The 25,541-nt window shown below is 68.6% G+C and carries 22 protein-coding genes; 7 read left to right on the top strand and 15 right to left on the bottom strand.

What is annotated here, in order from left to right; all coding sequences use genetic code 11:
- Positions 1-19: 19 nt before the first annotated feature.
- The 8 genes from C3B61_RS16625 to C3B61_RS16595 form a co-directional block, all read right to left on the bottom strand.
- Entirely contained in the window at positions 20-1,198 is a 1,179-nt protein-coding gene (locus C3B61_RS16625) for a MarP family serine protease (RefSeq protein WP_088456772.1), read from the bottom strand.
- A 79-nt stretch (positions 1,199-1,277) separates the two neighbouring features.
- On the bottom strand, positions 1,278-1,556 hold the full coding sequence (locus C3B61_RS16620) for a DUF6510 family protein (RefSeq protein ID WP_088456771.1): 279 nt from the start codon (positions 1,554-1,556) through the stop codon (positions 1,278-1,280).
- On the bottom strand, positions 1,553-2,266 hold the full coding sequence (locus C3B61_RS16615) for a ferredoxin reductase (protein WP_244285976.1): 714 nt from the start codon (positions 2,264-2,266) through the stop codon (positions 1,553-1,555). Before C3B61_RS16615 ends, C3B61_RS16620 begins: the two co-directional genes overlap by 4 nt.
- Positions 2,267-2,298: 32 nt before the next feature.
- The gene (locus C3B61_RS16610; protein WP_103461625.1) at positions 2,299-2,892 is read right to left on the bottom strand and encodes a sulfite oxidase-like oxidoreductase; all 594 of its coding nucleotides are present in this window, start codon (positions 2,890-2,892) and stop codon (positions 2,299-2,301) included.
- Positions 2,893-2,988: 96 nt separating this feature from the next.
- A complete protein-coding gene (locus C3B61_RS16605) occupies positions 2,989-3,375 on the bottom strand; it encodes a nuclear transport factor 2 family protein (RefSeq protein ID WP_088456768.1) in 387 nt (128 codons plus the stop codon).
- Between the two features lie 236 nt (positions 3,376-3,611).
- Positions 3,612-3,776: a hypothetical protein gene (locus C3B61_RS19790; RefSeq protein ID WP_165787948.1), complete on the bottom strand. Its 165-nt coding sequence runs from the start codon at positions 3,774-3,776 to the stop codon at positions 3,612-3,614.
- Positions 3,777-3,891: 115 nt separating this feature from the next.
- On the bottom strand, positions 3,892-4,275 hold the full coding sequence (locus tag C3B61_RS16600) for a TraR/DksA family transcriptional regulator (RefSeq protein WP_208858844.1): 384 nt from the start codon (positions 4,273-4,275) through the stop codon (positions 3,892-3,894).
- The gene (locus tag C3B61_RS16595; RefSeq protein ID WP_103461624.1) at positions 4,272-5,816 is read right to left on the bottom strand and encodes a molybdopterin-dependent oxidoreductase; all 1,545 of its coding nucleotides are present in this window, start codon (positions 5,814-5,816) and stop codon (positions 4,272-4,274) included. The genes C3B61_RS16600 and C3B61_RS16595 overlap by 4 nt, the downstream gene beginning before the upstream one ends.
- A gap of 561 nt (positions 5,817-6,377) precedes the next feature.
- Between C3B61_RS16595 and C3B61_RS16590 the strand changes: the two genes are divergently transcribed.
- From C3B61_RS16590 to C3B61_RS16570, 5 genes are all read left to right on the top strand, one after another.
- Positions 6,378-8,027 carry a glycosyltransferase gene (locus C3B61_RS16590; RefSeq protein WP_244285975.1) on the top strand — a complete coding sequence of 550 codons (1,650 nt, stop codon included), beginning with the start codon at positions 6,378-6,380 and terminating at the stop codon, positions 8,025-8,027.
- Positions 8,027-8,758 (top strand): efflux RND transporter periplasmic adaptor subunit, encoded by a 732-nt coding sequence (locus C3B61_RS16585; protein WP_088456764.1) that lies wholly within the window; start codon positions 8,027-8,029, stop codon positions 8,756-8,758. Before C3B61_RS16590 ends, C3B61_RS16585 begins: the two co-directional genes overlap by 1 nt.
- Positions 8,755-10,821, top strand: coding sequence for a glycosyl hydrolase (locus C3B61_RS16580; protein WP_103461622.1), 2,067 nt, complete (start codon positions 8,755-8,757; stop codon positions 10,819-10,821). The genes C3B61_RS16585 and C3B61_RS16580 overlap by 4 nt, the downstream gene beginning before the upstream one ends.
- A 17-nt stretch (positions 10,822-10,838) precedes the next feature.
- Positions 10,839-13,337, top strand: coding sequence for a DEAD/DEAH box helicase (locus C3B61_RS16575; RefSeq protein ID WP_103461621.1), 2,499 nt, complete (start codon positions 10,839-10,841; stop codon positions 13,335-13,337).
- Between the two features lie 143 nt (positions 13,338-13,480).
- Positions 13,481-14,650, top strand: coding sequence for a Gfo/Idh/MocA family protein (locus tag C3B61_RS16570; protein ID WP_240632231.1), 1,170 nt, complete (start codon positions 13,481-13,483; stop codon positions 14,648-14,650).
- 29 nt (positions 14,651-14,679) lie between these two features.
- Here C3B61_RS16570 and C3B61_RS16565 read toward each other — a convergent pair whose 3' ends face one another.
- Positions 14,680-15,126, bottom strand: a complete 447-nt coding sequence (locus C3B61_RS16565; protein WP_165787947.1) for a LysM peptidoglycan-binding domain-containing protein — start codon at positions 15,124-15,126, stop codon at positions 14,680-14,682.
- A gap of 234 nt (positions 15,127-15,360) precedes the next feature.
- Here C3B61_RS16565 and C3B61_RS19960 point away from each other — a divergent pair, with 234 nt between their 5' ends.
- Positions 15,361-17,250 (top strand): DUF2207 domain-containing protein, encoded by a 1,890-nt coding sequence (locus C3B61_RS19960; protein ID WP_103461618.1) that lies wholly within the window; start codon positions 15,361-15,363, stop codon positions 17,248-17,250.
- Positions 17,251-17,270: 20 nt separating this feature from the next.
- Here the strand turns inward: C3B61_RS19960 and C3B61_RS16550 are convergent, their stop codons facing one another.
- From C3B61_RS16550 to C3B61_RS16525, 6 genes are all read right to left on the bottom strand, one after another.
- Positions 17,271-18,650 (bottom strand): L-serine ammonia-lyase, encoded by a 1,380-nt coding sequence (locus C3B61_RS16550; RefSeq protein WP_103461617.1) that lies wholly within the window; start codon positions 18,648-18,650, stop codon positions 17,271-17,273.
- 22 nt (positions 18,651-18,672) lie between these two features.
- Positions 18,673-19,236 (bottom strand): CoA-binding protein, encoded by a 564-nt coding sequence (locus C3B61_RS16545; RefSeq protein ID WP_103461616.1) that lies wholly within the window; start codon positions 19,234-19,236, stop codon positions 18,673-18,675.
- Entirely contained in the window at positions 19,233-20,531 is a 1,299-nt protein-coding gene (locus C3B61_RS16540) for an O-acetylhomoserine aminocarboxypropyltransferase/cysteine synthase family protein (protein WP_088456756.1), read from the bottom strand. The genes C3B61_RS16545 and C3B61_RS16540 overlap by 4 nt, the downstream gene beginning before the upstream one ends.
- A gap of 92 nt (positions 20,532-20,623) precedes the next feature.
- Positions 20,624-21,604 carry a YeiH family protein gene (locus C3B61_RS16535; RefSeq protein ID WP_244285974.1) on the bottom strand — a complete coding sequence of 327 codons (981 nt, stop codon included), beginning with the start codon at positions 21,602-21,604 and terminating at the stop codon, positions 20,624-20,626.
- Positions 21,605-21,693: 89 nt separating this feature from the next.
- Entirely contained in the window at positions 21,694-22,794 is a 1,101-nt protein-coding gene (locus C3B61_RS16530; RefSeq protein ID WP_088456754.1) for a fatty acid desaturase family protein, read from the bottom strand.
- Positions 22,795-22,984: 190 nt separating this feature from the next.
- Positions 22,985-24,547 carry a dolichyl-phosphate-mannose--protein mannosyltransferase gene (locus tag C3B61_RS16525; RefSeq protein ID WP_244285973.1) on the bottom strand — a complete coding sequence of 521 codons (1,563 nt, stop codon included), beginning with the start codon at positions 24,545-24,547 and terminating at the stop codon, positions 22,985-22,987.
- A 44-nt stretch (positions 24,548-24,591) separates the two neighbouring features.
- On the opposite strand from C3B61_RS16525, the gene rsmI reads away from it, so the two are divergent.
- On the top strand, positions 24,592-25,467 hold the full coding sequence (rsmI, locus tag C3B61_RS16520; protein WP_103461613.1) for a 16S rRNA (cytidine(1402)-2'-O)-methyltransferase: 876 nt from the start codon (positions 24,592-24,594) through the stop codon (positions 25,465-25,467).
- Positions 25,468-25,541 lie beyond the last annotated feature (74 nt).

The raw sequence follows: 25,541 nt of genomic DNA, 5'->3' as shown, positions 1-25,541 counted from the left end.
ACCCCCGCTTCCGGCGGACCTAGCCCTGGATGCAGGTACCGGAACTGACCATAGCGGAGAGGCCGTCGGCCTGGTCGACGACCGGGGCGACCTCGGACATCGCCAGGGCGTAGCCCACGTTGGCGGTGTTGGCCGCCTTGGCGAAGATCACGCCGGCCACCCGGCCGTCGGCGCTGAGCAGCGGCCCGCCCGACTCGCCCTGCTGCACGTCCGCGGCGAGCGTGTACACGGCCCGGGCGGTGGGGGACTGGCCGTAGATGTCGGCGACGAGCACCGAACCCACCGACATGACCCTCGCCGGATCGGAGTCGAACGGCCCGCCGAACGGGTAGCCCAGGCTGACGCCCTCGCTGTCGACGGCCAGGTCACCCTGCAGGGTCAGCGGTGCGGCGGCCAGACCGGGTACGGCAATGATCGCGAGGTCGTCGACGGGGTCGAAGTAGACGATCTCGCCGGTCAAGGCGCCGGCTCCCGGCACCTCCACGACGGCTTCGGTGACCCCGGCCACAACGTGGGCGTTGGTCATCACGCGTTCGGGGGCGATCACGAAGCCCGACCCGGACTGACTCTGGCCGCAGGCGACGGCGTTGCCGGTGATACGCAGCACGGATGCCGCGGCAGTGTCGAGCGCGGCGCTGTCGAGCTGGGCCTCTGGCAGGGTCGGGCTCTGGCCGCCGAAGGCATCCGCGATCAGGGGCAGGCCGTCGTCGACGACGGTGGAACGCAGCTGTGCGAGGAAGCTCTTCACTGGATCGGGGGTGACCGAGTCGATGGTGCGCACGACCCCCGACGAGGCGATGGCGGAGGTGAGCGGGGGAATGCCCAGGGCGCCGACGCTGAACGCGACCATCGACATCACGGCAGCGGCGGCGGCCACGCCGATCACGGCGCCGAAGAGCCTGTCGACGCCGCGCAGCTTGCGCGGGGTGCGGCGGCGGAGGGCCAGACCGATCGACTCACCGATGGTGAGCCCGGCAATCACCAGCAGCAGCGCCGCGGCGATGGAGGCCGGCGTGCGCCACTCGGCGGCGGACACCCAGGTGGGCACCAGCGGCACCACGAAGTACGCCGCGACGGCGCCGGCGACGAGGCCCAGCACGCCGCTCAGGCTGCCGATCAGGCCGCTGCGGTAGCCGGCGCCCAGACTGGCGACGAGCAGCACGACCAGAATGACGTCGAGAATGACCGATCCCTGCATGCACACTCCAGCTCGAAGGGCGGAGGAACCGCCGACCTCAGCCTAAGCGGGTGGAAGCGGGTATTAGCTGGGAAGCGCGTCAGCCGCGGCGCAGCTCGATGAAGCTCAGGCCGTGCAGGTCGAGGCAGACGCTGTCGCCGGTGTCGACGAGCCGCATCAGGATCTCGGCGCAGCCTGGGCAGCGCAACAGCAGTCCGTGGGAGTTGGGGTACAACCGGGCGGTGGCCAGGGCATCGATGCGGCCGCAGGAGGCGCAGCGGCCGCGGGCGCTGACGACGTCGATGGCGAAGAACTCGCTGAGCGGACCGGCGGCGGCGTTGCCGTCCAGGTAGTCGAGGTCGTCGAGGTTGTCGGTCACGGTCTGGTCCCGGTGCCGCCGTAGCGTTCGGTTTTGATCCGATCGGGGGAATGGCCGGCCTGCACGAGCCAGTCGGCGACGCTTTCGACGAAGGCGGTGGCGCCGCAGACGAACACGGCGGGGTTGTCGGCGGCCGGTAGCACGCTCTCCACCAGGGTCGCCGCATCCAGGCGCCGGGGTGGCCGGCCACTGCCGGCCGGTGCCTGGCGGGTGTACACGACGGAGACATCCGCGAGCGGAGAGCGGGCCAGGTCATCGAGTTCGCCACCGTAGTAGACGGCGTCGGGTGCGCGCACCGAGTAGAGCAGGCGGAACGGGGCGGCGGCGCCGGGGGAGGCGGGGTCGGCGGCCGCGTGGGCGCGGAGCATGGCCATCAGCGGCACCACTCCGGAGCCGCCGGCGATGAGTTGCACGGGCGAGGGATCGGCTGGGTCCCAGACGAACCAGCCGCCGACCGGGCCGCGCACCTCCAGCTGGTCGCCCACGGCAACCTGGTGCACAAGATAGGGCGACACCTCACCGTCGGCCAGCTCCTCCACCGTGAGGTCGAATTCGTCCCCGGGCAACGCCGACGCGACCGAGTAGGAGCGCACGGCGGTGTACCCGTCTGGGGCGGTGAGGCGCACGTCGACATGCTGGCCGGCGCGGTGCCCGGTCAGGCCGGGCAAGCGCAGGCGCAGGGTGCGGGCGGTCCGGGTCTCCGGGGTCACGCCGATCACCTCCGCCACTCTCCAGCCGGTTCTCACCAGTAGCGCTCTTCGCGCCAGGGGTCGCCGTACATGTGGTAGCCGTTGCTCTCCCAGAAACCGGGTTCGTCCTGCCGGAGCATCTCGAGTCCGCGCACCCACTTGGCGCTTTTCCAGAAGTACAGGTGCGGAACCAGCAGGCGGGCCGGGCCGCCGTGGGCCGGTTCGAGTGCCTCACCGTCGAACTCGTGCGCGATCCAGGCCTTGCCGTCGAGCAGGTCGTCGAGCGGAACGTTGGTCGTGTAACCGCCGTAGGAGTGCGCCATGGTGAATTCGCAGTCGGACTCGACCGATTCGAAGAGGGTGTCGAGCGAGACGCCGCGCCAGCTGGTGCCGAGCTTCGACCAACTGGTGACGCAGTGGATGTCGCGGCTCACGTCATCCTGCTGGAGCGCGAGGAACTCCGTCCAACTCCAGCGGTGCACCTGGCCGGTCTCGGTGGTGATGGTGAACTCCCACTCCTCCGGAGTGATCCGCGGGGTGGGGCCGGCCGAAAGCACCGGGAACCCGTCGGTGAGGTGCTGGCCGGGTGGGAGAGCCGGGTCGTCGCGGCGGCCGCGGCCGAAAAAGCCTGAGGAGACGATTCCCATGATGGTGTCCTTTCTGCGGCGGGTTCCTGTGTCACCCCTGTTGTAGCGTGTGCCGGGACGATTCACCAGTGTCACGACTCCAGTCGGGCGTGGCCCTCAGCTGTCTTCGGTCGGCCGGGCCTGGTCCATCCACCACTCGATGAACTCCCGGGCCCGGCCGTCTGGAGCGAAGCGGATCACCCAGAGGTTGCTGTAGACCGGACCGGCCGCGTAGCGCGTGACGCCGTCGATGATGGACATCTCGGGGGTGATCATCAGCGGCGACCACTCGAAGGTGAAACTGTCGGGCTCGTCGGCGTGATCCAGCCACCCGGCGACAATCGCGGGGCGTCCGCGCCGTGGTTCCCCGAACGGGTCGGTGTAGTACTCGGCATCTTCGGTGAAGAGTGCGTTGATGTGATCGGGATCATTCGAGGACCAGGCCTTGAGGTACCCCTGCATCCATCGGGTGGTGGCGTCCGGGGTATCAACGGGCTCGTTCATGCCCTAGTTGTAGCGCGTGCACCGGAATCCGGCCAGAGGCGGCGGTCAAAACGGGGGAGGGTCATCGATTCCGAGTCGCGGTGTGCGGCTGTCGTAGTTGGCGGTGACGTAGCCGGCGGGGTCGTAGGTGGTGGGGTCGGTGTTGGCTGGTGCTGAGGTGTAAGTTTTGCCGCTTGGGGTGGTCCAGGTGAGGGCGCCGCCGGGGCCTTGGCGGGTGGTGAAGCTGGATTGGTGTTTCAGGCGTAGCCGGCCGCGATCACTTTCTCGTTCAAGATCAGCGGGTCGATGACCGCGCTGATCGCCGCCGCGACAGGATCCACCGCAGCACTGACCGCGGGGTCCGAAGCGGCATCGCGGGTGTTTTCGGGGGTGTGATCGGGAGTGGCAGCTGAGGTGGCCATAGGGTCAGTGAAGCACCCACCACCGACACTCCCCGGCCCAGAAACCAAGCTGTGGAGAGGGTCGAAAAGGACCGCCCTGTGGAGGAGGGGTGAGCCATCCATGCCAGCGAATCGGTCACGCCTCCCGAGCACAGTCGATACACAGCTCCGCAGCCGGGCGGGCCTCGAGCCGCTCGCGGCCGATCGGCTCACCCCCGCGCAGGCACCGGCCGTAGCTGCCGTCCTCGACGCGCACCAGGGCCGCGTCAATGGCAGCCAGGGAGGCGGCCAGTTCGGCGTGCACCCCCGCCCGAAGCGACCACTCGTCGGAGAGGGTCGGGCCTTCGGGATCGTGCTCGTCGTCGGCGTCCCCGCCGCTGCGCGCCGCGCGCACGGCGTTCAGGGTGTCGCCCTGCCGGCCCAGCTCCCGCTCGAGATCGAACCGTTGACCGCGCAGTAGACCCTCGAAATGGGCGATGTTGCTCGGGCTCAACCCGGGCACCTGCTTCGACGTGGTCACGAAATCGACACGCGGATTTCGTGCAGGCCGGTGGCGCCGTCCGGCGCGACATCGGCGAGCTTGCTGGTCTGCACCAAGCCGTCGGCATCTGTGGCGCGCACCCGCAGGGTGTGCGAGCCGCTCGGGGCGTCCCAATCCCAGCGCCACTGCCGCCAGGTGTCGACGGAGATCGCGTCGGCCAGGGTGGCGGGGTTCCAGTCGCCGTCGTCCACCTGCACGTCGACGGCCGAGATGCCCACGTGTTGGCTCCACGCGACGCCGGCGACCGTCACCGTTCCGGCGTCAACGCTCGCATTCTCGCGGGGCACGTCCACGCGCGAGGACAGCTTCACCGGACCCTTCTGGGACCAGCCGCGGGTGGACCAATACGCCGTCTCCTGGTCGAACCGGGTGACCACCAGCTCGGTGACCCACTTCGTGGCCGACACGTACCCGTAGAGGCCTGGCACCACCATCCGCACCGGGTAGCCGTGTTCGAGAGGCAGCGGCTCGCCGTTCATGCCCACGGCGAGGATCGAGTCGCGGTCGTCGGTGAGGGCCTCGAGCGGGGTGCTGGCGGTCCAGCCGTCCTGGCTGCGCGACAGCACCATGTCGGCGTCGGCGAGCGGCTTCGCCCTGGCGAGCAGGTCACGGATCGGGTAGCCGAGCCAGACGGCGTTGCCGATCAGGTCGCCGCCCACGTAGTTCGACACGCAGGCCAACGTGGTGGTGCTTTCCGCCAGTGGCAGGGCCAGCAGCTCGGCGAAATCGATCTCCACCTCGTTCTCGACCAGCCCGGTGATCCTCAAGGTCCAGGTCGACGGGTCGATGCGCGGCACCGAGAGGGCGGTGTCGATGCGGTAGAACTCCGCGTTGGGGGTGATGATCGGCGTGAGACCATCGATGTCGAACGATGCTCCGGCGGGAAGCGGGGTGCCCGGCGTGGAAGGTGCCGGCAGGGGGAACAGTGCCCTGGCCGCATCCGCTGCCCGGCTGCCGGCCGTGAGCAGCTGGCCGCCGATGGCCGCGAGCACGCCGGCACCGGCGCTGATGCCGGTGTAAACGAGAAACCGGCGACGGTCCAGCTCGGCCGTCGCCGCCGTGGGGGCCCGGCGGACGCGCAGCCTGTTGATCAGCATCGTGAGCACCAGGGCGGCCACCACCATTGCCAGCACCGGAGGCACGGCGTCGAACGGGGATGCCCCGGCGCGGGTGAGCGCCGCGGCGAGCGCGACCAGGCCGGCGGCCACGATCACGAACCGGCCGAACGGGGCACGCCGGTATTCGAGGATGCCGGCCAGTGCGGCCAGGACCGCCGCGACCAGGGCGATGAAGACGACCAGCGCCACCTTATCGGCAGTGCCGAAGAGCGAGATCACCAGTTCCTTGGCCCAGACCGGCGCCAGATCGATCAGCAGAGCACCGACCACCAGCACCGGGCTGGCACCGGGCGCGATGAGCCCGGCGACAAGTTCGGCGAGACCGAATCCGGCCAGGACCGCGGCCAGGCCGGCCAAGGCGGGCAGCGCGCGAGCCGGTGTCGGGGAGGCGGGGCTGGACATGGGATCAGCTTAGATTTACCGCCTGTGAGACGGGCGCACCCGCCCTTACGAATCCCTTACGAGACTGGGGGTGAGAGCGGGGCCGAGCACCGGGTTACAGCCGTGTTACGAACACGAGAACGTTGAGGGAACCGATAGTCAGAACTCTCGCCACGGACCTATGGTGAACCTACCCGCCACGACGAACGGTCGCACCCGACCTCCCCTGTTCCGTCGTCTTCGCCGCACCCTACGGCACCTCGTCGCTCCATCCGCATCCCGATCCCTCACGGATCCCGATCCCTCACGGATCCCGATCCCGATAGATCCCGCGAACCCGGACGACGATGCCCACACTCTCCGGTCGGCCGACACCCAGGCCAGACCCGGTCGGTGTTGCCGCGTGTTTCAGGGCCCTGTCGAACCCGCTCATGCTCGCGCTCAGAACCAGCACGCGAACCTCGCCCGAGATCCCGTTCGCGAACCCCGGACCCGAATCCGGTACCGAAAGAGAGACGGATGACCTCCCTTCATCCCAGCCTTGGCATACCCGCTACACCCGAATCCTCGGTGGATTCAGTAGTGCCGCCCGAGGCTATGCACCGGATCCCCACCCACCAACTGGCGATCGACGATCACCCGGTTCGACCCAAGTCGACGGGGCACGCGCACTCGCCGTCCCTCGTCATGCTGGTTCTGATCGCAACGGTAGGAATCCTGGCCTACGCTCACTTCCTGCTCAATCCGGCCAGCCGCGGCGACTGGCTGCCATACTCGCTCGTGATCATGGCCGAGTCGATCCTGATCTTCCAGGCGCTGCTGTCGATGTGGACGATCCTGTCCGGGTCTACAGATACTCGGGATTTCGACTTTCACCGTACCCAGGCAACTCTGGTACGCGGCAGATCAATAGCGCGGGACGGCTTGAAGGACCAGCCCGAGCGGTGGCCCCTGCACCTGGGGGACCACCCGGCCACCATCGACGTGTTCATCACCACGTATGGTGAGGACATCGACGTGATCCGGGAGACCGTCACCGCGGTGCGGGCGATGCACGGTGAGCACCTCACCTGGGTGTTGGACGACGGCCGTTCCGACGAGGTGCGTGATCTGGCCGCCGAGCTGGGCGTGCGCTACCTGCGCCGGCTGAGCTCGAACGGCGCCAAGGCGGGCAACGTCAATCACGCGCTCACGGCGAGCACTGCGGAGTACTTCGTGATCTTCGACGCCGACTTCGTGCCCAAGCGGGAGTTCCTCATCGAGACCCTGCCGTTTTTCATCGACGACAAGGTCGCCTTCGTGCAGACCCCCCAGGCCTACCGCAACCTGCACAACGTCATCTCCCGCGGCGCCGGATACATGCAGGCGGTCTTCTACAGGTTCATCCAACCCGGTCGCAACCGATTCAACGCCGCTTTCTGCGTGGGCACCAACGTGATCTTCCGGCGAGATGCGATCAACGACATCGGCGGCATGTACACCGACTCCAAGTCCGAAGACGTCTGGACGTCGCTGAAGCTGCACGAGGCGGGCTGGAAAACCATCTACATCCCCACCGTGCTGGCAACCGGACACGCGCCGGACACCGTGGAGGCGTACACGAAACAGCAACTGCGCTGGGCCACGGGCGGCTTCGAGATCCTGCTGCACAGCAACCCGCTCAGCCCTCGGCGCCGTCTCACCTTCGATCAGCGTCTGCAGTACCTGGTGACGGCATCCTTCTACCTCACCGGGATCGCGCCGCTGCTGCTGTTGTTGGTGCCACCGCTGGAAATCTACCTCGACCTGCGCCCGATGAACCTCTCCACCACGGTGGTGACCTGGCTGCTGTACTACGCGGGTTTCTACCTGATGCAGGTGCTTCTGGCGTTCTACACGATGGGTTCGTTCCGCTGGGAGACCCTGATGCTCGCCACGGCGTCGTTCCCCATCTACGTGGCCGCGCTGATGAACGTCCTGGTCGGCAAGGAACAGCACTGGAGCGCCACGGGCAACCGCTCCCGGGTGAGATCGCCGTTCAACTTCATGATCCCGCAGGTGCTCTTCTTCGTATTCCTCCTGCTCACCTCGGTGGTGGCGGTGTGGCGTGACCTCTCGATCGGCACCCTCACCCTGGCCACGGCCTGGAATGTGACCAACACTCTCATCCTGGGCACTTTTGTCGGCACGGCAATGCACGAGGCGCACCTGGCACGACGCACCCGCGCCCTGACCCGAAGGATGGTGTCCTGATGACCTGGGCCAACCGGTTCAAGCTCTTCTTCGGACTCGTCGTCGTCGTCGGCGTCGTCGCGGTCCTCACGCTCGTCTTCAACCAGCGGCAGGCCCAGGTGATGAGCGCCTCCGCCTCAATTCAGGCGGCGGAGTATCCAGTGGGCTCCGACTATGGCGGAACCGTCATGGAGCGACTCGTCGAGGACGGCGACCAGGTGCGGGCGGGTCAGGCGCTGTTCACCCTGCAGAGCCCCACCCTGCAGGCCGACCTTGCCGAAGGCCTGGTCACCGTCGACAGCGTGGCCTACTCGGTGGCCGAGGACGGCGTGCTCACCCTGACCGCCGCCGTCGACGGCACCCTCACCGACGTCAGCACCGAGCGCGGCTCCTTCGTGCAGGCCGGGCAGGTGCTCGCCGTCATCGACCAGGCCGGGTCCCTGTTCGTGTCGGCCGATTTCGTCCTCACCAGCGGCGACTACGCGCGGATCGAACCCGGCGCCGCCGTCGACATCGTGCTGCCGAACCAGACCCGGGTGGCCGGGACCATGGACACCCTGGACGTGCAGACGGCGAACGGCCATGCCGAGACCACGGCCAGGGTCCTGAGCCCGGACCTGGTCGACGGCGCCGCGAACGGGCTCATCGCCCCCGGCACCCCGGTCACGGCGACGATAGAACTGCGCGACGACGGCCTCCTCGCCGGCGCCAGCGACGGCCTGTTCGGGTTCCTCCGGACGATCGGGCTGTGATCGTGCAGAGAACACCGCGCACCCTCGCCGTCGCCACCTGCCTGGTGATCGCCGCCGCGCTCACCGCGTGCACCACGACGGATGCCGTTGAACCGGTCGACACCGAGGCCTCGACCCCTGGCGCGGCCATCTTCCCCGGCAACGAGGTCGCGCCGCTGGTCGACGCCCTTCCGCAGCAGAGTCTGAAAGCCCTGCCGACAGCGCGCCTATCCGACGGGCTCATCCCGCCGACCAACCGGTGGTTCTCCGGTCTGGTGTTCGGCGAGGAATCGATGCCGGTGTTCCCTCTGCCCCTCTCATTCCAACTGAGCGACTCCGGCTTCGCCTTCGGGCTGCCGGAGGTGGCGGCGGACACCAACGTGATCAGGGGCGGCTTCGCCGGGCAGATCGGCGTGCAGGTCGGCGACGGCGACGGGCTGGAGCAGGCGGTGACCGCCTACGACGAAGCATCCGTCACGATCGGCCAGTCCATCGACGGCGCCACGGTCGGCAGCACGGTGATCGCCGAGGGGTCGCCGTTCGTGTCCTTCACTGCCGCTGCGGACGTCGCCCTCACCATGCCGACAGCCTTCAACGAAGCCGAAAAGGGCGTGTGGAGTGTCGACGTGGCCGGCAGCACCTACGGCCTGGTCAGTGCGGCAACTCTTTCGTCCGGCACCGACCTGTCCCTCGCGGCCGGCCAATCCGTGACCTGGTTCGCACTGCCGGACGGCGGCACGCTCACGGCCTTCGCCGAAGCGGCCCGGCACCCGGTCATCGGCACCAGCGTCGAGTACGGCGCCGGCACGGATACGGCCACCACGACCATCCACTACGACACCAGCGACGGCGGCGACACCCTGATCGCCGCGCTGCCGCACCAGGCACAGGGTCTCGCCGACGGTGCGTCGTGCACCGCGGGGGAGTACCCGAGCATCTACGGTGCGCTCACGGTGTGCGAGGGCCGGCAGCTGAGCTGGTCGGTGCCCGCGGTCACTCCCAGCGGCGCCCTGGACCTCTCGGCTCTCGGTGACGAGGACCGCGCCGCGCTGGCCGACCAGGTGCGAGCTGATGTGGCGGCCACCACGACCTTCGCCGCCGACACCTACTTCGGCGGCAAGTCCCTCTACCGGGCCGCGAACCTGCTCGAGGTGGCCCGGCAGGTGGGTGCCGATGATGCGGTGGCCACGCTCACCGACCGGCTCAGCACCGCCCTCGACGACTGGATGGACCCCGACGCCTGTGCCCAGCGCACCGAACGGTGCTTCGTCTACGACCCGGACGCGAAGGGGATCGTGGGCCTGGCCACGTCGTTCGGCTCCGAGGAGTTCAACGACCACCATTTCCACTACGGCTACTTCTTCTATGCCGCGGCGGTGGTCGCGGCCGACGATCCCGACGCCGCACAGCGCTGGGCGCCGGTGCTGAATCTGCTCGCCGCCGACCTCGCCACCAGCGGCGGCAGCGAATACTTCCCGGACCGAAGGGTGTTCGACGCTTACGCGGGCCACTCCTGGGCCAGCGGCACCTCGCCGTTCGGCGACGGGAACAACCAGGAATCCAGTTCAGAGGCCGTGACCGCGTGGAACGGATTGGCGCTCTGGGCCGCCGCCAGCGACCAGGCCGACCTCGCGGCCGAGGCCGAGTGGATGCTCTCCAGTGAGGCGGCCTCGTCCCGTGCCTATTGGACCGACTTCGACCTCGACGATCCGGTCTATGCGGGCTTCGACCACACCGTCACGTCGCTGGTCTGGGGCGGTAAGCGCGACTACGCCACCTGGTTCAGCGCCGAGCCCAGCGCCATGCTGGGCATCCTGGTGCTGCCGATGAGCCCGGTTGCCGGCTACCTCGGCGGCGACCCCGACAGGGTGAGCGCCAACCTCGCCGACGCCCTGCCGGGAGGCAACTATGACGTGATGTTCGGCGACTACCTATTGATGTACGCCGGCCTGCGCGGCCCGGAGGCCGCATCCGACGCCCTGACCGCGGCGGCGAGCCTGCCGGAGGAGCGGATCGACGACGGCAACAGCCGCGCCTACCTGATGGCCTGGCTGATGCGGTGGAGGACTCCTCCGGCCGGATAGGGGAGGATTGGGGGATCATGGCAACCCTCACCGCCCTCCCGCACAACACCGATCCCGACCAGCTTTTCGAGGCCTTCGAAGCGTGGGCAGCGGATGCGGGCCTCCGGCTCTACCCGGCGCAGGAGGAAGCTGTCATCGAGATCGTGTCGGGCGCGAACCTGATCCTGTCCACCCCCACCGGCACCGGCAAGTCCCTGGTGGCGATCGGGGCGCACTTCGCCGCCCTCTCGGCCGGCAAGCGCACCTTCTACACCGCCCCGATCAAGGCGCTGGTGAGCGAGAAGTTCTTCGCCCTGGTGGAGATCTTCGGCGCCGAGAACGTGGGCATGATGACCGGCGACTCGTCGGTCAACTCCGACGCCCCGATCATCTGCTGCACCGCCGAGATCCTGGCCAACCTGGCGCTCCGGAACGGCGAGGACACCCCGGTCGACCAGGTCGTGATGGACGAGTTCCACTTCTACTCCGACCCCGACCGCGGCTGGGCCTGGCAGGTGCCATTGCTGCTCTTGCCGCGGGTGCAGTTCATCCTGATGTCGGCCACCCTCGGCGACGTCACCGACATCGCCGCCGACCTGTCCCGCCGCACCAACCGGGACACCGCCGTGGTCACCGGTGTGGAGCGCCCGGTGCCGCTGCACTACTTCTACGAGACCACGCCCGTGCACGAGACCGTGGAGGACCTGATCAAGACCGGCCAGGCGCCGGTGTACATCGTGCACTTCGCCCAGGCGGCCGCCCTGGAACGCGCCCAGGCGCTCTCCAGCGTGAAGGTGGTCACCAAGGAGCAGAAGGAGGCCATCGCCGAACTCATCGGCGAGTTCAGGTTCACCACCAGCTTCGGCAAGACCCTCTCCAGGCTGATCAGGATGGGCATCGGCGTGCACCACGCCGGCATGCTGCCCAAGTACCGCCGGCTGGTGGAGCAGCTCGCCCAGCGCGGCCTGCTGCGGGTGATCTGCGGCACCGACACCCTCGGCGTGGGCATCAACGTGCCGATCCGCAGCGTGCTGTTCACCGCCCTGACCAAGTACGACGGCGTCAAAATGCGCCAGCTCAACGCCCGCGAGTTCCACCAGATCGCCGGGCGGGCCGGCCGGGCCGGCTTCGACACCGCCGGCACCGTGATGATCCAGGCGCCCGACCACGAGACCGAGAACCTCAAGGCCATCCAGAAGGCCGGTGACGACCCGAAGAAGAAGCGCAAGATCATCCGCAAGCGCGCCCCGGAGGGGTTCGTATCCTGGGGCGAGCCGTCGTTCAGGCGCCTCGTCGACGCCGAGCCGGAGACCCTCACCTCGAGCATGCAGATGACCAGCGCCATGCTGATCAACGTGATCGCCCGCGGCGGCGACGCTTTCGCGAACGTGTACTCGCTGGTGTTCGACAACCACGAGCCGTGGAAACGTCAGCTCGCCCACGCCCGCCGGGCCCTCGGGATCTACAAGACCCTGCGTGCGGCCGGGATCGTGGAGCAGGGTGCGGACGGCAGCATCCGTTTGACCGTCGATTTGCAGGCGAACTTCGCGCTCAACCAGCCGCTGTCGCCGTTCGCGCTTGCCGCGTTCGACCTGCTCGACATCGAGGCGCCCACCTACGCCCTCGACATGATCTCGGTGCTGGAGTCCACCCTCGACGACCCGCGGCCGGTGCTGATGGGTCAGCAGTTCGCCGCCCGCGGTGAGGCCGTGAACGCGATGAAGCAGGAGGGCATCGAGTACGACCAGCGGATGGAGCTGCTCGAGGAGATCACCTGGCCCAAGCCCCTGGACGAGCTGCTCAGCTACGCGTTCGAGACCTACAAGCAGTCCCAGCCCTGGATCGCCGACTTCCCGCTGCGGCCCAAGACCGTGGTGCGTGACATGTACGAGCGGGCCATGTCGTTCGGCGAGTTCGTGGCCTACTACAAGCTCGCACGCAGCGAGGGTGTGGTGCTGCGTTACCTCTCGGATGCCTACCGGGCCGCCCGGCAGACCATCCCCGACGAGGCCAAGACCGAAGACCTTCTCGACCTGATCGAGTGGCTCGGCGAGCTCGTGCGGCAGGTGGACTCCAGTCTGCTCGACGAGTGGGAGGAACTCATCCACCCCGACCTGGCCGCGCACGAGTCGACGGCGCACGCCGTGGTGCCGCCCGCGCCGCACCGGCTCACCACCAACACCCGGGCATTCCGGATCCTGGTGCGGAACGAACTTTTCCGCCGGGTGCAGCTGGCCGCGCTGGAGAATTACGACGCCCTCGGCGACCTCGACCGCGACAGCGGTTTCGGGGCAGATGCCTGGGCCGACGCCATGGACGGCTACTACGCCGATCATGACGAACTGCTGGCCGGGGCGAATGCCCGCGGCGCCGGACTGCTCATCCTCGACGAGGGTGCCACCGTGTGGACCGCCCGGCAGATCTTCGACGACCCGGCCGGCGACCACGACTGGGGCATCAGCGCCATGATCGACCTCGCCGAGTCCGACGAACTGGGAGTGCCGGCGTTGACGGTGACCGGGATCAACCGGCTCTAGCCGCCGGTCCCGCTCCTCGCCCGCTCCTCACCGCGCCCAACTGTTCCCGAAGCGGACAAGTGCGCCCGGTGTGCCGGGTGCAATTGCCCGGAACGGGAACAGTTGTGGGCGGGAGGGCGCCCGAACCGGCGTAACCTCGGGCCATGGCCACTTCAGACAACCAGCCGGAAACCCCGATCATGACGCCGAAGCCGGCACCCAAGCCGGGCCCGCGGCCCGGTCCGGGACCGCAGCACGGCGCCCAGCCGAATTCGGCGGCCACCGGGGGAACGCCTACCCCGCGGACCGGCCCGATCCGCGCGGCCGTGATCGGCTTCGGGCTCTCCGGCCGGGTCTTCCACGCACCGTTCCTCGCGGCCAACCCCGACTTCTCGCTCGAGGCCATCGTGACCGGCGACCCCGATCGGGGCGCCAAGGCCATCGAGAGCTACCCGGGGGTGCGGATCGTACCCACCGCCGAGGCGCTGTTCGCTCAGGCGGCCGACCTCGACCTCGTGATCATCGGCACCCCGCCGGACACCCATGTGGCGCTGGCCAACGCCGCCCTCGATGCGGGCCTCGCCGTGGTCATCGACAAGCCGTTCGCAGTGGATTCCGAGCAGGGCTGGGCGCTGCTGAACCGGGCCGAGAGCCTGGGGCTTCCGCTCACGGTGTTCCAGAACCGGCGCTGGGACGGTGACTTCCTCACCCTGCAAGCGCTCCTGGCCGATGGCGCCCTCGGCGACGTCTACAGATTCGAGTCCAGGTTCGAGTTCTTCAAGCCCGGCACCCCGCGCAGCTGGAAGGCCGGGGCGACCCCGGCCGCGGGCGGCGGCGTGCTCTATGACCTCGGCGCGCACCTGATCGACCAGGCCGTGCTGCTCTTCGGCCCGGTCGATGACTTCACCGCCGAACTGTCCACCCGCCGGCCGGGCGGCGCCGCCGACGACGATTCGTTCGTGTCGCTGCACCACGGCTCCGGGGTGCGTTCGCACCTCTGGGTGAGCTCGTTCGCGGCCCAGACCGGCCCACGGTTCAGGGTGCTCGGCTCGGCCGCGGGGTACACCAAATGGGGAGTGGACGGCCAGGAGGCCGCCATCCAGGCCGGCAACCTGCCCAGCGACGCCGACTTCGGCCTCGAACCGGAAGCCACCTGGGGCCGGCTCGGCGCCGACGGCGCCAGCCAGGTCGTGCCGACCCAGCGCGGCCAGTACACGGCCTTCTACGAGGGCCTGGCGAATGCGCTGTTGCGCGGAGCGCCATTGCCGGTGAACGCTGTCGACTCGGCACACACCATCGAGCTGATCGAACGCATTCACGCGTCCGTGCGCTGACCCGCGCTTGTCGCCGCCGGCCCGCGGGCTCAGCCGGTCTTGGTCCAGTCGAGGTTGATGACCTGGCGGAGGTAGATGTCCTCGCCGAGCCCGGCGACCTTCGGGTTCATGCGGAGGAGCTGCTGCATCGGCAGGTCGAAGCGCTGGGCGATATCGAAGAACGAATCACCCTCGATGACCGTGTAGCTGATCGGGTTGCCGGCGCCGTCGTATTCCGGCGCGGCCTGGGCGCCGGGAATCGCGCCGAGGTCAACGGCGGGGCCCTCCGGAATGGGCTCGGCCGGCACCTCGGGGTTTCCGGTGAGCTCCGGCGCGGGCGCCTCGGCCACCGGCGTCGGCGTGGGGGTCGGTGTGGGCGTGGGCGTCGGCGTGGGGGTCGGTGTTTGGGTGACCACGACAGTCGCCGTCACCACCGGTGCGGGCGCGGCGGCGCAGCCGGCCAAGGCCAGGCCACCGACCAGCATCACCGAAAGCACGACGGCCCGTCGGGTCGGCCGGGTCTGGGCAGTGCGACGCGGTGCAGCTGGGCGCGGAACAGAGAGGCGCGGCGCGGCCGACTGCGGTGAACTGGTGAGATCGTTGATGGTGTACCCCCGAGAAGACAGTTTAGGTCAGGATTCTCCCGGCGCAGCCGGCGTGCTGTGCCTAATACGGGGGACACCGGGCCGTGTCGCCAGGCACCCGCTGGATATCATTGAGCCGGGGGAACCATGACACACCGACAGATTCTGCCGCGCCGGCGTGCACTGGCCGCGGCCCTGGCCACGGCATTGACCCTGGCCGCGAGCCTGGCCCTGGCCGGGGCATCCGCCGCCTCGGCAGCCGCACCGGCGGCATCCGTACCCGCCGGTGCGAACGACTTCACCTTCGACTCGTTCACGGTCGACTACGATCTGGGCCGGGATGCCGACGGCCGCGCCACCCTGCGCACGGTCGAGACCATCGTGGCCGACTTCCCGGCAGCCGACCAGAACCGCGGCATCGTCCGGGCCATCCCGGATTCCTACCGGTACGTCGACATGGATGTGCAGGTCATCAGCGTCACCGACGAGACCGGCGCCCCGGTGCCCTACGAGACAAGCAGCAGGGACGACTTCACCGAACTCGCCCTCGGCACCGACGACTTCGTGCACGGACGCACCACCTACGTCCTCGAATACACCCAGCGCGACGTGATCGGTGATTTCGCCGATACCGCCGCCGAGGAGTTCTACTGGGACGTGAACGGCACCGGCTGGGCGCAGCCGTTTGGGTCGGTGACAGCACGCCTGCACCTCGACGAAGACCTCACCGCGGCCCTCACCGGCGAGGCAGCCTGCTACGTCGGATACTACGGCGGTGACGCCACCTGCGCCGTTGAGACCAGCACGGATGCTGCCGGCAGCGTGCTGACCTCGACGAGCCAGAACCTGGTCTCCGGACAGAACATGTCGGTGGCGATCGGCTTCGCCCCCGGCACCTTCACCCAGCCGCCCGGCCCGGAGGAATCGTGGATCGTCACCGTGGCTCCCTGGCTCATTCTGGGTTTCGCGGCCTTCTTCGTGCTCATGCTGCTGGGCCTGCGCACCTTCGTCTGGCGCGACGCCAGGGGTCGCGGAACCATCGTGGTGCAGTACACCCCGCCGGAGGAGCTATCGGTCATGCTGGCCGCCGCGATGCTGGGAAAAGAGAAGGTGGGCCTGCCCGCGCAGGTGATCAGTTTCGCCGTCACCCGGGCCGCCCGCCTGGTGGAGTCGCCCAGCGAACCGGCCAGCCGACGATACGCGCTCGAGGTGGTGGACACGCACCGGTTGAGCAGCGCCGATCGGCAGATCCTCGCTGCGCTGATGCCCAAACTGAAGGGCGGAGCCAGGCTGCGGCTGGATACCGCTGACCCCAAGCTCGGTGACCGGCTTGTGCGGTTGCGCGGCAGCATCTCCGACGAGGTGACCTCGTCCGGATACCGCGCCAGGGGCAAGAGTCGCATTCCCAGCTATCTGGCGCTCGCTGGTGCGCTGCTGCTCGCTCCCGCCTGGCTGGTGACCCGGTGGGCCGGCCAGAACGAGGTCAGCAGCACCCTGGTCGGCTGGCTCATGCCTGGCACCATCCTGGCCCTGGTGCTGCTGGGTGTGATGTATCAGATGCCACATCGCTTGACCGAGAAGGGCGCTGCGAACCGCGACTACCTCCTGGGCCTGCGCGACTATCTGGCGTTGGCCGAAGCCGACCGCATCCGGGTGCTGCAGAGTCCGGAGGGCGCGGAGCGGGTCGCCGCCACGATTGACACCGACCTGATCGTGAAGCTTCACGAGAAGCTGCTGCCGTGGGCGATGCTGTGGGGCGTCGAGCGGGAGTGGGCGCGCGAGCTCGGCAACTACTACGACACGACGGATGCGTCGCCGGACTGGTTCTCCGGTGCCGGCGGCGCCGCAGTGTTCAGCCAGAACTTCACCGGCTTCGCTCGGTCGATCGGCACGGGCTCCTTCGCCACCACCCCCTCGGAGAGTTCGAGTTCGGGGTCGTCCTGGTCGGGCTCCGGCGGCAGCAGTTCCTCCGGAGGATCCTCAGGTGGCGGCTTCTCCGGCGGTGGTGGCGGCGGCGGTGGCGGCGGCGGTCGCTGACCCGCCGAACGGCCGGGCGCTCAGCACTCGATGACGTTGACCGCGAGGCCGCCCTCGCTGGTTTCCTTGTACTTGGTCATCATGTCCAGGCCGGTCTGCCGCATGGTCTCGATGACGGTGTCGAGCGAGACCAGATGGGTGCCGTCGCCGTGTAGGGCCAGCCGGGCCGCCGACACCGCCGTCGACGCGGCGATGGCGTTGCGTTCGATGCAGGGCACCTGAACGAGTCCGCCGACAGGGTCGCAGGTCAGGCCGAGGTGGTGCTCCATCGCGATCTCCGCCGCGTTCTCCACCTGGCGGGGCGTGCCGCCGAGCACCGCGCAGAGCGCCCCCGCGGCCATGGCGCAGGCCGAGCCGACCTCGGCCTGGCAGCCGCCCTCGGCGCCGGAGATGGAGGCATTCGCCTTGACCAGCGAGCCGATCGCCACCGCGGTGAGCAGAAACCGACGGATGCCGGCCGCGCTCGCGCCGGGCACAAAACGCAGGTAGTAGTGGGCGACGGCGGGGATGATGCCCGCGGCGCCGTTGGTGGGCGCCGTCACGACGCGGCCGCCGGACGCGTTCTCCTCGTTGACCGCGAGGGCGAAGGCGTGCAGCCACTCGGTCGAGGTGTCCCGCTCGCGTTGCTGCAGACCGTCGTATTCCTCCAGCTGCATACGGATGGCGGAGGCGCGGCGTTTGACGCCGAGGCCGCCGGGCAGCGTGCCGTCCACGCGCAGGCCCGCCTCGACGCAGGCGTGCATGGCGGCCCAGATCGCGTCCAACCCGGCATCCAACCCGTCGGCGCCGTGGATGGCTTCCTCGTTGGCGCGCGCGACATCGCAGATGCCGATGCCGTGGCTGTCGCAGAGCGCGAGCAGGGCGGCACTCGAGGCGTACGGCATCGGCTGGACCACCGTGGCTGCGGGCCGGACCGGGTCGCCGTCGCGGCGGATGAAGCCGCCGCCGATGGAGTAGTAGGTCTCCTCGAGCAGCGCGGTGCCGCTCGAGTCGTCCCCCCAGGCCGACAGCGTCATCGCGTTGGGGTGTCCGGGCAGTCGGGTGCGCGGTTCGAAGACGACGTCGCTCTTCTGCACAGCAACCGGGTGGCTGCCGTTCAGGCGCAGGGTGGACCCGTCGGTGAGATTGACCCAGCTGTTGCGCACCTCGGCGGGGTCGCAGGTCTCCGGGGTGAGGCCCGCCAGGCCCGCCAGAATCGCGTCGGGCGTGCCGTGGCCCAGACCGGTCGAGCCGAGCGAGCCGAACAGCGAGCAGCGGATGCGGCGCACCTCGGGCAGCCGCCCACTCTCGGCGAGGTGCTGGGCGAAGGCCAGGGCGGCCCGCATCGGGCCGACAGTGTGGGAACTGGATGGACCGATTCCGATGGAGAAGAGGTCGAGAGCCGATACGTACGCAGTCACCCGCTCTATCGTACGCGGGCGGCTACCTGATGGTCTTGCGCGCCGTGATCTGCCCGGTGTCGAAACCGAGCAGGTGCAGGCCGCCGTGGAAGCGGGCGTGCTCGATCTTGATGCAGCGGTCCATCACAATGGTGAGCCCCTTCGCCTCGCCGTACTCCGCGGCCTCCTGGTTCCAGATGCCCAGCTGCACCCACACCGTCGTGGCGCCCACGGCGAGGGCGTCGTCGATCACGGCGGGGATGTCGGAGGCCTTGCGGAAGACATCGACGATGTCGGGTACCTCGGGCAGCGACGCCAGGTCGGGGTAGGCCTTCTGGCCCAGGATGGTGTCGGCACGCGGATTGACGAAGTAGACCCTGTAGTCGCTCGACTGTTGCAGGTAGGTGCCCACGAAGTAGCTGGACCGGGCCGGGTTGGGGGAGGCACCCACGATGGCGATCGACTGTGCCCGCCGCAGGATGCCCAGGCGCGCCTTGGCGTCCGGGCCCTCCCAGGTGCGCTGGGTGCGCAGCAGCTTGGCCAGCGGCGAATTTGTGGGAACGCTGCAGCTCAAACCGTTGGTGAGCTGGACTGTCTCGGTGCTCATGAGCGTCCCCCCGCTGCGGCCTGGCTGAGCGCCTGGTCGAGGTCGTAGATGATGTCGTCGACATCCTCGATGCCCACGCTGATGCGCACCAGGCCGGCCAGAACCCCGGCATCGGCGAGCTGCTGCTCGCTGAGCTGGGCGTGGGTGGTGGAGGCCGGGTGGATGACGAGGGTCTTGGCGTCGCCGATGTTGGCCAGGTGGCTGGCCAGGTCGACGGACTCGATGAAGGTGCGACCGGCGTCGCGGCCGCCTTTGACGCCGAAGCTGAATACCGAGCCGGGGCCCTTGGGCAGGTATTTGAGGCCGCGCTCGTAGTGCGGGTGGCTGGGCAACCCGGCCCAGTTGACGAAGTCCACGCGCGGGTCGGCGTCCAGCCACTCGGCCACGATGCGGGCGTTGTTCACGTGAGCCTGCAGCCGGTAGGGCAGCGTCTCGACACCCTGGGCGAGCAGGAACGCGGAGTGCGGCGCGAGAACCGGCCCGATGTCGCGCAGCTGTTCGGCGCGGAGGCGCGTGAGGAAGGCGTACTCACCGAAGTTACCCGACCACTCCAGGCCGCCGTAGCTGGACACCGGCTCGGTGAAGAGCGGGAACTTGTCGCTGTGCCAGTTGAACCGGCCGCTCTCCACGACCACGCCGCCGAGTGTGGTGCCGTGGCCGCCGAGGAACTTGGTGGCGGAGTGGATGACGATGTCGGCGCCCCACTCGATGGGCCGGCAGAGGTACGGCGTGGCGATGGTGGAGTCGATGATCAGCGGGATTCCGGCGGCGTGCGCCACCGCGGCGAGGCCCTCGATGTCGGCGACCTCACCGGACGGGTTGGCGACGGTCTCGGCGAAGATCAGCTTGGTCTTGTCGGTGATCGCGGCGGCGTAGTCGGCCGGGTCGGCGGATTGCACGAAGGTGGTCTCCACGCCGAAGCGGCGCAGGGTCACGTCGAGCTGGGTGATCGAACCGCCGTAGAGGTTGGCGCTGGAGACGATGTGGTCGCCGGCCCCGGCCAGGCTGGCGAAGGTGATGTACTGCGCGGCCAGGCCGGATGCCGTGGCGACGGCGCCCAGGCCCCCCTCGAGGCTCGCGATGCGCTCCTCGAACGCCGCCACGGTGGGGTTCGACAGCCGGGAGTAGACGTTGCCGTACTTCTGCAGCGCGAACCGGGCCGCGGCATCCGCGGTGTCGTCGAACACGAACGCGCTGGTCTGGTAGATGGGCAGGGCCCGGGCCCCGGTCACTGCGTCGGGGATGTTCCCGGCGTGGATTGCCCTGGTGGTGAAGCCGTACTCGCGATCTGCCATGCGGTTACGCTACCGGCCCGGCGCGGGACCGCGGGCGGAGTGGCGTAACAGTGCGCCACATGACCTCCGCCCGGCCTGCACAGCAGCGACCGTCAGCTGATGAGGACGGCGGCCAGAGCGAGCAGGGCGATCAGCAGCCAGGAGGCCAGGCCCACGCCGAGGGCCTTGCCGCCGGTGCGCAGGAGCTCGGACAGGCGCACCGCGGTGCCCAGGCCGAACAGCGCCATGGCCAGCAGCACCGTCTGTACCAGATCGATGGACTCGAGCACGGTGGCGGGCAGCGGAACGAAGGTGCGCACCAGCACCATGGCCAGGAACCCCGCGACGAACAGGGGAACCACCGGCGGCCGCCGGACCGTGCGATCGACGGTGCCCGCCCGCCGCCGCTCGTACACCGCCACGCCGGCCACGAGTGGCGCCAGCATCAGCACCCGGGTGAGCTTGACGACCACGGCCACGGCGAGGGCCGCCGACCCGGCGATCTGCGCCGTGGCGACCACCTGGCCCACATCGTGCACACCGGCGCCGACCCAGTGGCCGAACTGGAGGTCGGTCAGGCCCAGCGGATGCCAGAGCAACGGCAGCACGCCGATCGCGAGGGTGCCGCACAGGGTCACCAACGCCACCGGGGTGGCGGTCTCCCGGTCCTTGGCCTTGACCACGCCGCTCATCGCTCCGATCGCAGACGCGCCGCAGACGGCGAAGCCCGTGGCGATGAGCAACGGCTGGTGTCCGGGTAGGCCGACGCGGCGGCCGAGCCACAGGGTGCCGAAGAAGGTGAGCACCACGATGAGGACCGTGCTGGTGATGGTGACCCAGCCCAGACCGAGGATGTCGACCAGGCTGAGCTTGAGGCCCAGCAACACCACGCCCAGGCGCATCAGCCGGTGGGACGCCAGGGTCAGGCCGGGCGCGAGCATCCCGGTGACCGCCGGACGCAGCACGGGCAGCTGCCCCACCACGATGCCGAGCAGCACGGCCGCGGTCAGCAGCGGTACCGCGGGAAGCGCGGAGTGCACGCCCCACGCGACCAGCGCGGCCACCCCGGCCGCACCCACTCCCCAGATCCACATTGGGTCAACTTTACCCATCGCCCGTGAAGCGTGAGAAAAGCCCCAAGAATCGAGGATTCTCGGGGCTTCTCTCTCAGTCGAGAGGAGGGTCAGCGGTGGTGGAAGCGCTGCACCATCGGGCAGTCGAACGGGTCACGGGCGGCCAGGCCCACCTTGTTGAGATAGGCGACCACGATGCCGTAGGACTCGAACAGTCCGGTCTCGGTGTAGAGGATCTTGTTGGACTGGCAATATTCCTTGGTGATCTCCTGCGCCTTCTTCAGGTGCGGGCGGGCCATGTTCGGGAACAGGTGGTGCTCGACCTGGTAGTTCAGGCCGCCCATGAAGGTGTCCATGAGGGTGCCGCCTCGGATGTTGCGCGACGTGAGCACCTGGCGGCGCAGGAAGTCGACCTTGCTCTCGTGTGGCAGCTGCGGCATGCCCTTGTGGTTGGGGGCGAAGGAGGCGCCCATGTAGACGCCGAACACGGCCATCTGCACGCCGACGAAGGCGAACGCCATGCCCAGCGGCAGGAAGTAGAAGATGACGGCGAGGTAGATCACGATGCGGCTGGTGAGCATGCTGATCTCGAGCCAACGCTTGTCGACCTTGCCCTTGCCGAAGACCGTCTTGAAGCCCTGGATGTGCAGGTTGATGCCCTCGAGGGTGAGCATCGGGAAGAACAGGTACCCCTGCTTGCGGGTCATGAACGAGGTGATCCAGTTGACCTTCGCGGCGTCTTCCTCGCGGAACACAATGAAGTCGGGGTCGATGTCGGGGTCCTTGCCGACCACGTTCGGGTTGGCGTGGTGGCGGCTGTGCTTGGTCATCCACCAGGCGTAGCTGATGCCGACGAAGAGGTTGGCGAGGACACGGCCGGCCCTGTCGTTGGCGGGGCCGGACTGGAAGACCTGGCGGTGCGACGCCTCGTGGGCGAGGAACGCGAACTGGGTGAGGATGATGCCGAGCACGCCGGCGATGATCAGCTGGTACCAGGAGTCGCCGAGCAGCACGAAGCCGACGCCGAGGCCGACGGTGATCAGGACCAGGGCGGCGAAGACGCCCCAGTAGAAGCCGGTGCGGCGGCCGAGCAGACCGAGATTCCGCACGGTGTGCAGCAGGGAGGAGTACTCGGTGGTGGGGTTCTGGGAGTCGCCACCCTTGCGGGTGCGGACAATACGCACCGTGGGTGCGGCAGATGCTTCCGACATGAGGCCTTTGGTTTGTATCTGGACTTCTCAGTCGGTTGTAGAGCAATCACTCGTCAAGCAGATAACGGCCATCCTACGGGTTCGAGACCCGAAAATAGCGTGAATTCACACGCCTTTAACAGGGGATGTATTCCAATTTTGGCATATGTTCGAGGCTGGGAATGTGTTGCAATCACAGCGTTAATGCTGGTCAGCGCCAGCTCGGCAGCCAGATGTGCGCCTGCCAGAAAGCGAACGGAACCTGGGCACCGGTCCAGAGCGGGAAGTAGTAGGCGCTCACTATCGTGGCCAGGGCCAGGAACACCGCCACGATCGCCCGACCGGATCCATTCTTGATCAGCAGAGATATCACCAGGGTCAGCCCGAGGATCAAGTACGGCTCGAACGCGATCGTATAGAACTGGAACACCGTGCGGTTCAGGTACATCAGCCAGGGCAGGTAACCGGCGACCATGCCCATCAGGATCAGGCCGACGCGCCACTCCCGGTACCGCACCAACCTGTAGACCAAATAGAGGATCGCGGCCGTCGCCGCCCACCAGATCAGCGGGTTGGCGATGCCGGTGATGGCCTCGGAGCAGGTGGCATAACCACAGCCGTTCTCGCCCAGGGACGAGCCCTGGTAGTACATGCTCGTCGGCCGGCTCATCAGCAGCCAGGTAAGCGGGTTCGCCTGGTACGGATGCGGGGTCACCAGGCCAACGTGGTAGCCGTAGGCGGCCGATTGGTAGTGCCAGAAGCTCTGCAGGCTGTGCGGAACCCAGGCCAGAGACCCGGTCCAGGCTTGTCCGGCCTGATCGGCCCAGTCCCGGTAGTAGCCGCCGCGGGTGACGAACCAGCCGGTCCAGGAGGCCAGGAAGGTCAGCACCGCCACGGGAACCAGGAGCAGGAAGGTCACCGGCCCCTGCTTGAGGATCGCTCCGCTGGCCCAGAACGGCAGCCCGGCCCGGCGGCGGGCGAGCGCGTCGACCACCACCAGGTAGATGCCGAAGGCGGCCAGGAAATAGGCCCCAGACCACTTCACCGAACAGGCCAGCCCGAAGGCCAGGCCCGCGGCCAGCACCCACGGCCGCCACCAGAGCGCGGGGCCCCAGGTGGGGTCGACCTCGTTGTCCCGTTTCTCGTTCAGCCACGCCCCGAGCCTGGCCCGGTGGTGGTCCCGGTCCATCAGTACCGCGCCGAAGCCGAGGAGGGCGAAGAACATCACGTAGTTGTCGAGCAGGGCGACCCGGCTCATCACGATCGCGTTGCCGTCGATGGCGAAGAGGAAACCGGCGATCGTACTCAGCAACACCGAGCCGAACAGCTTCTGGGCGATGAGCATGAGCAGCACGACGGCGAGCACCCCGACCAGCGCCGTGACGACCCGCCAACCGAACGGGTTATCGGTGCCGAAGACCGCCATCCCCAGGGCGATGAGCCATTTGCCGAGCGGCGGATGCACCACGAACGACGGGGCGGTACCGAAGATATTGCTCTGCCCCGCCGCGAACAGGGCGTCGGCGCCATCCGGCCAGGTGGACTCGTAACCGTTGTTGAACAGGCTCCAGGCGTCCTTCACATAGAAGGTCTCGTCGAACACCAGGGTGCCGGGGTGGCCGAGGTTCCAGAACCGTAAGCCCGCGGCCAGCAGAACCACCAGTGCCGGCCCGGCCAGGCGAACCCACCGATTGCCCCACAGGGCACTCCAACGCTCGGTCACACGGGCGGTCGCAACGGGGGTGAGGAGCACCTGACCATCGTAGTGAGCCACTGCTGCGTGACTGTGCTGCAAGACTGTGCTGCGAGACTGGGACCATGATCATTCTGGCTGCCACGCCCATCGGAAACCTCGGGGACGCCTCGACCCGCCTGATCGAGGCGCTGCGTACCAGCACCGTCATCGCCGCCGAGGACACCCGGGTGACGGTGCACCTGCTCAAGGCCCTCGGCGTGGAGAACCGGCCCCGTCTGATCGCCCTGCACGACCACAACGAACGGGGCAAGGCCGCCGAACTCGTCGAACTCGCCCGCGACACCGACCTGCTCGTGCTCAGCGACGCGGGCATGCCCACGGTCTCCGACCCCGGCTTCCACCTGGTGGATGCCGCGATCGCCGCCGGTGTGACCGTCACCGCGCTGCCCGGACCGTCGGCCGTGCTCACCGCGCTGGCCGTCTCCGGCCTGCCCACCGACAGGTTCACCTTCGAGGGCTTCCTGCCCCGCAAACACGGTGAGCGGATGCAGGCGCTGCGCGAGGTGGCCACCGAACGCCGCACCATGGTCTTCTTCGAATCACCCAACCGGCTTGCCGCGTCGCTCACCGACCTCGCCGTCGCGCTCGGCGGCGACCGCCGCGTGGTGGTATGCCGGGAGCTGACCAAGTTCTACGAAGAGGTCAAGCGGGGCACCGCCGCCGAGCTGGCCGAGTGGGCCGCGGCGGGCGTCCGAGGCGAAATCTGCATCGTCGTCGCCGGGGCGACGCCGCGGGTGCTCGACCTGGCCACCGGCGTCGAGGAGGTTCTGGCGCTGGTCGCGGCCGGGGCTCGCCTGAAGGACGCAGCTGCCGACGTGTCAGCCGCATCCGGGCTCGGCAAGCGCGACCTGTACGAGGCCGCGCTCACCGGCAAGGCCGCCGGGACCGCCGCGCCGCGCCAGAAAGCCGCCCCGCAGCCCGAATTGCCGCTGGACTGAGCAATGGGCTGAGCCGGGCCGAGCTGCCGCGCGGCGTAACAGGGTCTGACGCCTACGCAGGCCCCCATAAGATA

The sequence above is a fragment of the Cryobacterium zongtaii genome, assembly GCF_002909375.1.
Classification (GTDB): Bacteria; Actinomycetota; Actinomycetes; order Actinomycetales; family Microbacteriaceae; genus Cryobacterium; species Cryobacterium zongtaii.
Note: the sequence above shows the minus strand (reverse complement) of the source record. Positions and strands in the feature narration are given on the sequence as shown.

Excerpts from the sequence above, each read along its gene's own strand:
- C3B61_RS16625 (WP_088456772.1), bottom strand. The coding sequence starts at position 1,198 with ATGCAGGGATCGGTCATTCTCGACGTCATTCTGGTCGTGCTGCTCGTC.
- C3B61_RS16610 (WP_103461625.1), bottom strand. The coding sequence starts at position 2,892 with ATGGGAATCGTCTCCTCAGGCTTTTTCGGCCGCGGCCGCCGCGACGAC.
- C3B61_RS16605 (WP_088456768.1), bottom strand. The coding sequence starts at position 3,375 with ATGAACGAGCCCGTTGATACCCCGGACGCCACCACCCGATGGATGCAG.
- C3B61_RS19790 (WP_165787948.1), bottom strand. The coding sequence starts at position 3,776 with ATGGCCACCTCAGCTGCCACTCCCGATCACACCCCCGAAAACACCCGC.
- C3B61_RS16595 (WP_103461624.1), bottom strand. The coding sequence starts at position 5,816 with ATGTCCAGCCCCGCCTCCCCGACACCGGCTCGCGCGCTGCCCGCCTTG.
- C3B61_RS16585 (WP_088456764.1), top strand. The coding sequence starts at position 8,027 with ATGACCTGGGCCAACCGGTTCAAGCTCTTCTTCGGACTCGTCGTCGTC.
- C3B61_RS16575 (WP_103461621.1), top strand. The coding sequence starts at position 10,839 with ATGGCAACCCTCACCGCCCTCCCGCACAACACCGATCCCGACCAGCTT.
- C3B61_RS16570 (WP_240632231.1), top strand. The coding sequence starts at position 13,481 with ATGGCCACTTCAGACAACCAGCCGGAAACCCCGATCATGACGCCGAAG.
- C3B61_RS19960 (WP_103461618.1), top strand. The coding sequence starts at position 15,361 with ATGACACACCGACAGATTCTGCCGCGCCGGCGTGCACTGGCCGCGGCC.
- C3B61_RS16545 (WP_103461616.1), bottom strand. The coding sequence starts at position 19,236 with ATGAGCACCGAGACAGTCCAGCTCACCAACGGTTTGAGCTGCAGCGTT.
- C3B61_RS16540 (WP_088456756.1), bottom strand. The coding sequence starts at position 20,531 with ATGGCAGATCGCGAGTACGGCTTCACCACCAGGGCAATCCACGCCGGG.
- C3B61_RS16535 (WP_244285974.1), bottom strand. The coding sequence starts at position 21,604 with ATGTGGATCTGGGGAGTGGGTGCGGCCGGGGTGGCCGCGCTGGTCGCG.
- C3B61_RS16530 (WP_088456754.1), bottom strand. The coding sequence starts at position 22,794 with ATGTCGGAAGCATCTGCCGCACCCACGGTGCGTATTGTCCGCACCCGC.
- rsmI (WP_103461613.1), top strand. The coding sequence starts at position 24,592 with ATGATCATTCTGGCTGCCACGCCCATCGGAAACCTCGGGGACGCCTCG.